The 11,440-nt window shown below is 57.3% G+C and carries 11 protein-coding genes; 10 read left to right on the top strand and 1 reads right to left on the bottom strand.

Features of this window, described 5'->3' with window-relative positions:
• Window positions 1–58: 58 nt before the first annotated feature.
• The gene (gene fabB / locus QLG21_RS03065) at window positions 59–1,276 is read left to right on the top strand and encodes a beta-ketoacyl-ACP synthase I (protein ID WP_006176557.1); all 1,218 of its coding nucleotides are present in this window, start codon (window positions 59–61) and stop codon (window positions 1,274–1,276) included.
• Window positions 1,277–1,481: 205 nt separating this feature from the next.
• Window positions 1,482–2,660, top strand: a complete 1,179-nt coding sequence (locus tag QLG21_RS03060; protein WP_282483860.1) for an MFS transporter — start codon at window positions 1,482–1,484, stop codon at window positions 2,658–2,660.
• An 83-nt stretch (window positions 2,661–2,743) separates the two neighbouring features.
• Here the strand turns inward: QLG21_RS03060 and flk are convergent, their stop codons facing one another.
• Window positions 2,744–3,748 (bottom strand): flagella biosynthesis regulator Flk, encoded by a 1,005-nt coding sequence (gene flk / locus QLG21_RS03055; RefSeq protein WP_042320340.1) that lies wholly within the window; start codon window positions 3,746–3,748, stop codon window positions 2,744–2,746.
• 112 nt (window positions 3,749–3,860) lie between these two features.
• Here flk and pdxB point away from each other — a divergent pair, with 112 nt between their 5' ends.
• The 8 genes from pdxB to cvpA all read left to right on the top strand — a co-directional run bounded on the left by pdxB (window position 3,861) and on the right by cvpA (window position 11,404).
• Window positions 3,861–4,997 (top strand): 4-phosphoerythronate dehydrogenase PdxB, encoded by a 1,137-nt coding sequence (gene pdxB, locus QLG21_RS03050; RefSeq protein WP_282483859.1) that lies wholly within the window; start codon window positions 3,861–3,863, stop codon window positions 4,995–4,997.
• Window positions 4,998–5,064: 67 nt separating this feature from the next.
• Window positions 5,065–6,078, top strand: coding sequence for an aspartate-semialdehyde dehydrogenase (locus QLG21_RS03045; RefSeq protein WP_282483858.1), 1,014 nt, complete (start codon window positions 5,065–5,067; stop codon window positions 6,076–6,078).
• On the top strand, window positions 6,078–6,890 hold the full coding sequence (gene truA, locus QLG21_RS03040; RefSeq protein WP_088207994.1) for a tRNA pseudouridine(38-40) synthase TruA: 813 nt from the start codon (window positions 6,078–6,080) through the stop codon (window positions 6,888–6,890). The genes QLG21_RS03045 and truA overlap by 1 nt, the downstream gene beginning before the upstream one ends.
• A gap of 28 nt (window positions 6,891–6,918) precedes the next feature.
• On the top strand, window positions 6,919–7,578 hold the full coding sequence (locus tag QLG21_RS03035) for a DedA family protein (protein WP_006176551.1): 660 nt from the start codon (window positions 6,919–6,921) through the stop codon (window positions 7,576–7,578).
• Window positions 7,579–7,732: 154 nt separating this feature from the next.
• Window positions 7,733–8,638 (top strand): acetyl-CoA carboxylase, carboxyltransferase subunit beta, encoded by a 906-nt coding sequence (gene accD / locus QLG21_RS03030; RefSeq protein ID WP_006176550.1) that lies wholly within the window; start codon window positions 7,733–7,735, stop codon window positions 8,636–8,638.
• Between the two features lie 70 nt (window positions 8,639–8,708).
• Window positions 8,709–9,977: a bifunctional tetrahydrofolate synthase/dihydrofolate synthase gene (gene folC, locus QLG21_RS03025; protein WP_282483857.1), complete on the top strand. Its 1,269-nt coding sequence runs from the start codon at window positions 8,709–8,711 to the stop codon at window positions 9,975–9,977.
• On the top strand, window positions 9,967–10,662 hold the full coding sequence (gene dedD / locus QLG21_RS03020; RefSeq protein WP_282483856.1) for a cell division protein DedD: 696 nt from the start codon (window positions 9,967–9,969) through the stop codon (window positions 10,660–10,662). Before folC ends, dedD begins: the two co-directional genes overlap by 11 nt.
• A gap of 253 nt (window positions 10,663–10,915) precedes the next feature.
• Window positions 10,916–11,404, top strand: a complete 489-nt coding sequence (gene cvpA, locus QLG21_RS03015; RefSeq protein ID WP_000262116.1) for a colicin V production protein — start codon at window positions 10,916–10,918, stop codon at window positions 11,402–11,404.
• Window positions 11,405–11,440: the final 36 nt, after the last annotated feature.

Below are 11,440 nucleotides of genomic sequence, written 5' to 3'. Positions count from 1 at the left end.
AAGTGTACGCTATTGTGCGACTCGAAACTTATTATAGTGCGACTGACAGAGGTATTGAATGAAACGTGCAGTGATTACTGGCCTGGGCATCGTTTCCAGCATCGGTAATAACCAGCAGGAAGTCCTGGCATCTCTGCGTGAAGGACGCTCCGGGATCACTTTCTCTGAAGAGTTTAAAGATTCGGGAATGCGTAGCCACGTATGGGGTAACGTCAAACTGGACACCACCGGTTTGATTGACCGTAAAGTGGTTCGTTTCATGAACGATGCCTCTATCTACGCCTATCTGTCCATGCAGGAAGCGATTGCTGATGCTGGTCTGAGCGAAGACGTTTACCAGAACAACCCGCGCGTTGGCCTGATCGCCGGCTCCGGCGGTTCGTCTAAAGCTCAGGTGTTCGGTGCCGATGCCATGCGTAGTCCACGTGGGCTGAAAGCGGTGGGTCCTTACGTTGTGACCAAAGCGATGGGCTCAGCGGTTTCCGCCTGCCTCGCAACGCCGTTCAAAATCCACGGCGTGAACTACTCCATCAGCTCCGCCTGTGCGACCTCCGCACACTGTATCGGTAACGCGGTTGAGCAGATCCAGCTGGGTAAACAGGATATCGTGTTTGCAGGTGGCGGCGAAGAGCTGGGCTGGGAAATGGCCTGCGAATTCGACGCGATGGGCGCACTGTCCACCAAATATAACGAAACCCCGGAAAAAGCGTCTCGTACCTACGACGCGCACCGTGACGGTTTCGTTATCGCTGGCGGCGGCGGTATGGTTGTGGTTGAGGAGCTGGAACACGCTCTGGCACGTGGTGCCCACATCTATGCTGAAATCGTTGGCTACGGCGCAACGTCCGACGGCGCAGACATGGTTGCACCATCCGGTGAAGGCGCGGTGCGCTGCATGAAGATGGCGATGCACGGCGTTGATACTCCAATTGACTACCTGAACTCCCACGGTACTTCGACCCCGGTTGGTGACGTGAAAGAGCTCGGTGCAATCCGTGAAGTGTTCGCTGATAAGAGCCCGGCGATCTCTGCGACCAAAGCCATGACCGGTCACTCTCTGGGTGCTGCAGGCGTGCAGGAAGCCATTTACTCCCTGCTGATGCTGGAGCACGGCTTTATTGCGCCAAGCATTAACGTTGAAGCACTGGACGAGCAGGCTGAAGGCCTGAACATCGTGACTAAGCCAACCGATGCGACGCTGACAACCGTTATGTCCAACAGCTTCGGCTTCGGCGGTACCAACGCCACGCTGGTGATGCGTAAGCTGAAAGACTGAGTTTGACGCAGCGGTAAAAAGGAGCCTACAGGCTCCTTTTTTTATGCATTGACAAGCAGTTGAACGGGCAGGCAAAATCCACACCTCAACATTATCCTCACGATAATGCGTAAGCGTTTAACGTCAACCAACGCACCTTAATCCTGATAATCAGGTAGAGGGGGCGTGGCATTTCCCCGCCTTACTCTTCATTCTGGAGTAAAGCATGACTGCAGCAACCCAAACAGAAACATCCTCTTCAGCGAACGTCTCGCTGTTTCGTATCGCTTTTGCGGTATTCCTGACCTACATGACCGTTGGTCTGCCGCTGCCGGTAATCCCGCTGTTTATTCACCAGGAGCTGGGCTATGGCAACACCATGGTCGGCATCGCCGTGGGTATTCAGTTTTTAGCGACAGTACTCACCCGTGGCTACGCCGGACGCCTGGCCGACCAGCATGGCGCAAAGCGCTCGGCGCTGCAGGGGATGTTTGCCTGTGCCCTGGCGGGCGGTGCCTGGCTACTGGCGGCGCTTCTGCCGGTGGAACCGATGTACAAATTTGCGCTGCTGGTCGTCGGGCGTTTGATTCTGGGCTTTGGCGAAAGCCAGCTGCTGACCGGCACCCTGACCTGGGGGATGGGGCTGGTTGGCCCTGCGCGTTCGGGTAAAGTGATGTCCTGGAATGGCATGGCCATTTACGGCGCACTTGCCGCAGGCGCACCGTTGGGCCTGCTGATCCACAGTCAGTTTGGTTTTGCCGCGCTGGCGGCCACCACCATGGCGCTGCCGCTGTTAGCCTGGGCGTTTAACGGTTCGGTGCGCAAAGTGCCGGCGCATAAAGGTGAACGTCCCTCCCTGTGGAGCGTGGTGGGGCAAATCTGGCAGCCGGGCCTTGGGCTGGCGCTGCAGGGCGTAGGGTTCGCCGTGATCGGCACGTTTGTTTCACTGTACTTTATGAGCCGCGGCTGGGCGATGGCGGGCTTTACCCTCACCGCATTTGGCGGCGCGTTTGTCCTGATGCGCGTGCTGTTTGGCTGGATGCCGGATCGCTTCGGCGGCGTGAAGGTCGCCGTGGCGTCGCTGGTGATCGAGACCGTCGGTCTGGTGCTGCTCTGGCAGGCACCCACCGCGTCCGTTGCGTTACTGGGGGCTGCGTTAACCGGTTGCGGCTGTTCGCTGATTTTCCCGGCGCTGGGCGTTGAAGTCGTGAAACGCGTTGCGCCGCAGGTACGCGGCACGGCGCTCGGCGGCTACGCGGCGTTTCAGGATATCTCCTATGGCGTGACCGGGCCGCTGGCGGGGCTGTTAGCCACGTCGTTTGGCTATCCTTCGGTGTTCCTGGCGGGGGCAATTTCGGCAGTTGTCGGGATTGTGGTGACACTCCTGGCATTTCGTCGGGAGTAAGTTTTGCCCGGTGGCGCTGCGCTTACCGGGCCTGCAATGTGTGCCATTACAGGCCGGGTAAGGTGAAACCGCCACCCGGCGGGTTACGCGACGAGCCAGAAAAGCGCCAGCGCAATCATCAACGCGACAAACATCAGCCCGGGGCGGGCAGAGAGATGTTTAAACGTGTCCACCACCGGGGCAAACAGCGGGCTGAAAATGGGCTGGATATTGCGCACTTCCGGTACGCCGCTTTCGCGCTCGGCGCGGCGCGTGAATACCTGATTAAGTAAATCCTGAACCTGCGCGGTCGTCAGCACCGTCTGCGGCGTGGCCTGCCAGGTTTGCTGGGCGTAATCGCGAAGCGCTTCAAACTCGCGCGGCTCAAGCGGCTGTTTCAGTGCCGCCTGCAGCGTGTGCAGCGTCGGGGTCGCCTGGGTACTGAGCGTCTGGCGCGCCTGCAGCCAGGTCACCAGGTTGGTAAACTGCTTAGCCGGGATCAGCTCGCCGGTTTTGACACCCGATAACTCCAGCATCGATTGCCAGATAAGCTTCGTGGGTTCGCCGGTGGCAGCGGCAAGCCGCGCCACCATCTGCTTCAGGGTGTTATGTTCCGCTGGCTGCAACGGGCGCTCGGTGGCTGGGCGCTGTTGCGGTTGCGGAATGGAGAGCTGATTGTTCTGCAGCAGCGTAAGAACCGTTTTCAGCTGGTCTGGCGTGAGCTGACTCAGCGCGGTTTGACCGAACTGTTGACGAATAAAATCACTCACCGCCTGGCGGTTATTGCCCTGGCCGAGCAGCTCGGTTAACTGCGAGACCGTCTGGCGGGTGGCGTGATTCTGCTGCGCAACGGTAATACGCTGATTCAGGTTCTGCTCGGCAGCCGGAAAATGGCGCGATTGCAGCGGCGCATCGTTCCTGACGCCTAAATCATGCTTAACCCCTGCCCACACTTCAGCGTTCTGCTGTGAGGTCAGCGCGATCAGACGCGTAATCAAACGCTCCAGCACGGTGCGCTGTTGCGTTGAGAGCGGCTGTTCGCCTGCGACGTTGGGCATTGCGGGGCCTTCACCCGGAGGGCGAGGCGGCGAACCTGAAATGGGCTGCATCGTCAAAATCCTTAAAGTCAAAACTCTGCCTAAACCGGGCAGACATATATGCCCGGCGGCGAGATTATGGCACACTTGGCAGGTTTTCTTCCTCTCAAACAGGTACTCAGACGTGAAAATCCTCGTTGATGAAAATATGCCTTACGCCCGTGAGCTGTTCAGCCGCCTGGGTGATGTTAAGGCTGTTCCTGGTCGCCCGATCCCGGTAAACGAGCTGGAGGATGCCGACGCCCTGATGGTGCGCTCGGTAACCAAAGTAAATGAGGCGTTGCTTGCCGGCAAAGCGATTAAATTTGTCGGGACGGCAACGGCCGGCACCGATCATGTGGATGACGCATGGCTCAACCAGGCGGGCATTGGCTTTTCCGCCGCGCCCGGCTGTAACGCCATCGCCGTGGTGGAATACGTCTTCTCCTCACTGCTGATGCTGGCAGAGCGCGACGGCTTCGCGCTGAAAGACCGTACCGTCGGCATTGTCGGCGTGGGCAACGTCGGGGGGCGCCTGCAAAAACGCCTCGAAGCCTTAGGCATTCGCACCCTGCTGTGTGACCCGCCGCGTAAGGATAATGGCGATGAAGGGGATTTCCACACGCTGGACGAGCTGGTCGAGGCCTGCGACGTCATCACCTTCCACACGCCGCTCTTTAAAACGGGGCCGTATACCTCTCTGCACCTGGCGGACGAGGCGCTCATCCGCCGTCTCAAGCCTGGCACTATTCTGATTAACGCCTGCCGTGGTCCGGTGGTTGATAACGCCGCGCTGCTGAAATGCCTGGAAGAGGGGCAGGATCTGAGCGTGGTGCTGGATGTCTGGGAGCCAGAGCCAGACCTGAACGTCAGTCTGCTGAATAAATCAGACGTTGCCACCGCGCATATCGCGGGCTATACCCTTGAAGGTAAAGCGCGGGGTACCACTCAGGTCTTTGAGGCCTACAGCGCCTTTATCGGCCATCCGCAGCAGGTTGCGCTGGATACTTTGCTGCCCGCGCCCGAGTTTGGGCGTATTACCCTCCACGGCCCGCTTGATGAGCCAACGCTGAAAAGGCTGGTGCATTTGGTGTATGATGTGCGCCGCGATGACGCGCTGCTGCGTAAGGTGGCAGGGATCCCGGGTGAATTTGACGCGCTGCGCAAAAATTATGTTGAGCGTCGCGAATGGTCTTCCCTGTATGTGATTTGCGATGATGCTTCAGCGGCGACGCTGCTGCACGCACTGGGTTTTAACGCGGTTCATCACCCGGCGCGTTAATGTCTTCTTCATGCTCCCTGTTGGATGCTCTGACAGGGACGCTTTTTTATTTCTGGAGTAAACCACCATGTCTGAAGGCTGGAACATTGCCATTTTGGGTGCCACTGGCGCCGTGGGCGAAGCCCTGCTCGAAACCCTTGCTGAGCGTCAGTTCCCGGTGGGCGATATTTACGCGCTGGCGCGTACTGAGAGCGCGGGCGAACATCTGCGTTATAACGGTAAATCCGTGAGGGTCCAGGACGCCGCTGAGTTCGACTGGACGCAGGCGCAGCTGGCATTTTTCGCCGCAGGTGCCGAAGCCACCGCATCCTACATTGAAGACGCCACTAACGCGGGCTGCCTGGTAATTGATCTGAGCGGTCTGTTCTCACTGGAGCCAGACGTCCCACTGGTAGTGCCGGACGTGAACCCGTTTGTCCTGGCTGACTACCGTAACCGCAACGTTATTGCGGTACCGAACAGCCTCACCAGCCAACTGCTGACCGCGCTTAAGCCGTTGATTGACGATGGTGGTCTGTCGCGTATCAACGTGACCAGCCTGCTGTCAGCCTCTGCTAACGGCAAGAAAGCGGTCGATGCGCTGGCCGGGCAGAGCGCGAAACTGCTTAACGGTGTTCCGATTGACGAAGACGATTATTTTGGCCGCCAGCTGGCGTTCAACATGCTGCCACTGTTGCCGGATCGTGAAGGTAGCGTGCGTGATGAGCGTCGTATCGTCGATGAAGTGCGCAAAATCCTCCAGGATGACGGCCTGATGATCTCCGCCAGTTGTATCCAGTCACCGGTATTCTATGGCCATGCGCAGATGGTGGGCTTTGAGGCGCTGCGTCCGCTGGCGGCCGAAGAGGCACGCGATGCGTTTGGCCGCGGTGAAGACATCGTCCTCTCGGAAGAGAGCGAATTCCCGACGCAAGTGGGTGATGCAACCGGAAGCGCGCATCTTTCAGTCGGCTGCGTGCGCAATGATTACGGCATGCCGGAGCAGGTTCAGTTCTGGTCGGTAGCGGATAACGTCCGTTTTGGCGGTGCGCTGATGGCGGTCAAAATCGCTGAGAAACTGGTGCAGGAGTATCTGTACTGATGTCAGAAGTGGAACACAAGCCGGTCCATAGAATTGCCCTCGGCATTGAGTACGATGGCAGTAAATACTATGGCTGGCAGCGTCAGAACGAAGTGCGCAGCGTGCAGGAAAAGCTGGAAAAAGCGCTTTCTCAGGTGGCGAACGAACCGATTAACGTTCTTTGCGCAGGGCGGACGGACGCCGGTGTCCACGGCACGGGGCAGGTGGTTCATTTTGAAACCACCGCCGTGCGTAAAGACGCCGCCTGGACCCTGGGCGTGAATGCGAATCTGCCTGGAGACATCGCAGTGCGTTGGGTCAAAAATGTGCCCGATGATTTTCATGCGCGTTTCAGCGCCACGGCGCGTCGTTACCGCTATGTCATCTACAATCAGCGTCTGCGTCCGGCGGTGCTCAGCCAGGGCGTGACGCATTTCTATGAACCGCTCGATGCAGAACGTATGCAGCGCGCGGCACAGTGTCTGATTGGCGAAAATGACTTTACGTCGTTCCGTGCGGTGCAGTGCCAGTCCCGCACGCCGTGGCGTAACGTGATGCACATAAACGTCAGTCGTTATGGCGCGTATGTGGTGGTGGATATCAAAGCGAATGCCTTTGTACATCATATGGTGCGGAATATTGTGGGCAGCCTGATGGAAGTGGGTGCCGGACACCAGCCGGAGAGCTGGATTGCTGAGCTGCTGGCAGCGAAGGACAGAACGCTTGCGGCAGCAACGGCGAAAGCGGAAGGGCTGTATCTGGTTTCGGTGGATTATCCGGACCGGTTCGATCTTCCAAAACCGCCAATGGGTCCGCTGTTTTTAGCGGACTAATCAACGGTGCTATTAAGGCTTAGACAATATGGACGTAATACGTTTTCTGATTGATTTCATTCTGCATATTGATGTTCACCTGGCTGAACTGGTCGCTCAGTACGGCATTTGGGTGTATGCCATTCTGTTTTTAATCCTCTTTTGCGAAACCGGGCTGGTGGTTACCCCGTTTTTGCCGGGAGATTCGCTGCTGTTCGTGGCCGGTGCGCTCTCTGCGCTGCCCACCAACGATCTGAATGTGCATCTGATGGTGATACTGATGATTATTGCCGCCATTGTCGGCGATGCGGTCAACTACACCATTGGGCGGGTGTTCGGTGAACGATTGTTCAGCAATCCGGATTCGAAAATATTCCGCCGCAGCTATCTGGATAAAACCCATGCGTTCTATGAACGTCATGGCGGTAAAACCATTATCCTTGCGCGTTTTGTGCCTATTGTGCGTACATTTGCACCCTTTGTGGCGGGAATGGGACATATGTCCTATCGTCACTTTGCAATGTACAACGTGGCGGGGGCGCTGCTGTGGGTCCTGTTGTTTACCTACGCGGGCTATCTGTTTGGCGATCTGCCGGTGGTTCAGGAAAACCTTAAGTTACTGATTGTAGCGATTATTGTGCTTTCCGTCCTGCCTGGTGTTATCGAAATTATTCGCCATAAGCGCGCGGCGGCAAAACAAGCGAAGTAACAGCACTCTGGCGGTTCGACCACTTTTTTATCCAAAGTTTCGGGCTGTTATGTTTTAATGTGCAACATTCATGGTCTGTTGGAGGCAAAAATGGCATTATTCGCCTCTTACAGCAAAACTGGCATACGACCAGGTTCAGGCAGAAAGGTTATCAATGAGCTGGATTGAACGAATTAAAAGCAACATTACCCCAACGCGCAAAGCGAGCATTCCTGAAGGGGTATGGACGAAGTGTGATAGCTGCGGCCAGGTTCTGTATCGCGCAGAGCTGGAACGCAATCTCGAGGTGTGTCCGAAGTGTGACCACCACATGCGTATGTCGGCGCGTAACCGCCTGCATAGCCTGCTGGACGAAGGTTCCTTAGTTGAACTGGGCAGCGAACTTGAGCCAAAAGATGTGCTGAAGTTCCGCGATTCCAAAAAATACAAAGATCGTCTGGCCTCTGCACAAAAAGAGACCGGCGAGAAAGACGCGCTGATCGTCATGAAAGGCACCCTGCACGAGATGCCGGTTGTCGCCGCCGCGTTTGAGTTCGCCTTTATGGGCGGCTCAATGGGCTCTGTAGTCGGTGCGCGTTTCGTACGTGCCGTTGAGCAGGCGCTGGAAGACAACTGTCCGCTGATCTGCTTCTCCGCCTCCGGTGGCGCGCGTATGCAGGAAGCGCTGATGTCCCTGATGCAGATGGCGAAGACCTCTGCGGCGCTGGCGAAAATGCAGGAGCGCGGTCTGCCGTATATCTCCGTGCTGACCGACCCAACCATGGGTGGCGTCTCAGCCAGCTTCGCGATGCTGGGTGATTTGAACATCGCCGAGCCGAAAGCGCTGATCGGGTTTGCCGGTCCTCGCGTTATCGAACAGACCGTACGTGAAAAGCTGCCGCCGGGCTTCCAGCGCAGTGAGTTCCTCATCGAAAAAGGCGCTATCGACATGATCGTCCGCCGCCCGGAAATGCGCCTGAAACTGGCCAGCATCCTGGCGAAGCTGATGAATCTGCCAACGCCTAACCCGGATGAACCGCGTGAAGGTGTGGTTGTACCGGATCAGGTACCCGAGGCCTGATAACTGAAAAGGGCAGGGCCGGTTGGCGCTGCCCTTTTGCTTTCTAAACTGTTAATGACAACCGGGCATCATGGAAAATAAACGCATTCCCCAAGCCACGTCGCCCCTGGTCGCGTGGCTTTCTTATCTGGAAAATCTGCACGGTAAAACCATCGATATGGGGCTTGAGCGCGTAAGCCAGGTTGCCGCGCGTCTCGATGTGCTGAAACCCGCACCTTTCGTGTTTACCGTTGCCGGAACGAACGGTAAAGGTACCACCTGCCGTACGCTGGAATCCGTGCTGATGGCCGCCGGTTATAAGGTCGGTGTTTACAGCTCCCCGCATCTTGTGCGCTATACCGAGCGCGTGCGGGTGCAAAACACCGAGCTGCCGGAATCGGCCCATACGGCGTCGTTTGCTGAAATCGAAGCCGCGCGCGGTGAGACCTCATTAACCTATTTCGAATACGGTACCCTTTCGGCGCTGTGGCTGTTTAAACAGGCGCAGCTGGACGTGGTGATTCTGGAAGTGGGCCTTGGCGGACGGCTTGATGCTACCAACATGGTGGATGCCGACGTTTCCGTGGTGACCAGCATTGCGCTGGATCATGTTGACTGGCTGGGGCCGGATCGCGAAAGCATTGGGCGCGAGAAAGCGGGCATTTTCCGCGCCGGTAAGCCTGCCGTTGTCGGTGAACCGGATATGCCGCACACCATTGCCGATGTGGCGAAAGAGAAGGGGGCCACGTTGCTTCACCGCGACGTGGACTGGCAGTACAGTGTTGAGGATAACGGCTGGTGCTACCGCGATGCACAGGGCGCGCTGGATAACCTGCCGCTGCCGCAGGTGCCACAGCCTAATGCGGCTACCGCGCTGGCGGCACTGCGCGCAAGCGGGCTGGCAGTGAGCGAGCAGGCGATCCGCGACGGCATCAAAAATGCCATCCTGCCCGGGCGTTTCCAGATCGTCAGCGAATCGCCACGTCTGATTCTGGACGTGGCGCATAATCCGCACGCGGCGGCCTATCTCGCAGGACGTCTCAAATCGTTACCAAAAACCGGGCAGGTCCGGGCGGTTATCGGTATGCTTCATGATAAAGATATTGGCGGCACGCTGGCCTGCATGGAGAGTGTGGTCGATAGCTGGTATTGTGCTCCTCTGGAAGGGCCGCGAGGCGCCACCGCTGAACAGCTGATGGCGCATCTCGGCGAAGGCAAAGCCTACGCAAGCGTAGTGGAGGCCTGGCATGCCGCGATGGCGGATGCGAAACCAGAAGATACCGTGCTGGTGTGTGGCTCGTTCCACACGGTGGCACATGTCATGGAAGTGATGGACGCGGGGAGAACCGGTGGCGAGTAAGTTTCAGAACCGTCTGACAGGAACCATTGTGTTGGTCGCGCTCGGGGTGATTATCCTCCCGGGGCTGCTTGACGGGCAGAAAAAGCATTATCAGGATGAGTTTGCGGCGATCCCGCTGGTGCCAAAACCAGGCGATCGCGATGAGCCGGATATGCTGCCTGCGGCGACGCAGGCGCTGCCTGCTCAGCCGCCGGAAGGCGCTGCCGAAGAGGTGCGTGCGGGCGATGCGGCAGCCCCGTCGCTGGACCCGTCTCGCCTGGCGGCAAACAGCAATACCGATATCGACCCTGTGCCGGTTGAACAGCCGAAACCGGCAGTCAAACCGAAGCCGGTAGAGAAACCGCAGCCTAAACCACAGCGTGACCAGACCGACGATCGGCTTGCCGCTGCGTCAGAAACACCGCCGCCGGCAAAACCTGCCCAGCAAGAGCCAGCCCCTGTGGGTAAAGCGTACGTCGTGCAGCTCGGCGCGCTGAAAAATGCCGATAAGGTTAATGAGGTAGTGAGTAGGCTGCGTGGCGCGGGATATCGTGTTTACACTTCACCTTCCACGCCGGTACAGGGTAAAATCACCCGTATCCTCGTCGGACCGGATGCGTCGAAAGATAAGCTCAAAGGGTCGCTCGGCGAGCTGAAGCAGATTTCCGGTCTGAGCGGTGTGGTGATGAACTACAGCGCGAACTGATAAGATCTTTCCCCTCACCCTGACCCTCTCTCCAGAGGGGCGAAGGGAGGGTTTGCTCCCTCTTCCTTGAGGGAGATAGCTGGGGGGAGGGGCAACAGACGTCCACAGCGACGTCAAAAGGACCGTGGCGTTGAGCTTTTTTTCAGCGCCTTTTTTATTTACGCGGGGAAAGGAAATCCCTACGCAAACGTTTTCTTTTTCTGTTAGAATTCGCCCCGAACTGGATGACAGGGCGTTAAATCGTGGGACATATATGGTCTGGATTGATTACGCCATCATTGCGGTGATTGGTTTTTCCTGTCTGGTTAGCCTGATCCGTGGCTTTGTTCGTGAAGCGTTATCGCTGGTGACATGGGGTTGTGCTTTCTTTGTTGCCAGTCATTACTACACTTACCTGTCTGTCTGGTTCACGGGCTTTGAAGATGAACTGGTCCGAAACGGAATCGCCATCGCGGTGCTGTTTATCGCGACGCTGATTGTCGGCGCTATCGTCAATTACGTGATAGGTCAGCTGGTCGAGAAAACCGGTCTGTCAGGAACGGACAGGGTACTCGGGATCTGTTTTGGGGCGTTACGAGGCGTGCTGATTGTGGCCGCGATACTGTTCTTCCTGGATACCTTTACCGGGTTCTCAAAAAGCGAAGACTGGCAAAAATCGCAGCTCATTCCGGAGTTCAGCTTCATCATCAGATGGTTCTTTGACTATCTGCAAAGCTCGTCGAGTTTCTTGCCCAGAGCCTGACTGGCTCTGAGATGTGGCTTAACGAGGAAAAGACGA

The organism is Enterobacter sp. V87_3 (assembly GCF_029967835.1).
GTDB classification, from domain to species: domain Bacteria; phylum Pseudomonadota; class Gammaproteobacteria; order Enterobacterales; family Enterobacteriaceae; genus Enterobacter; species Enterobacter cancerogenus.
This window is presented reverse-complemented; position numbering and strand designations above follow the sequence as displayed.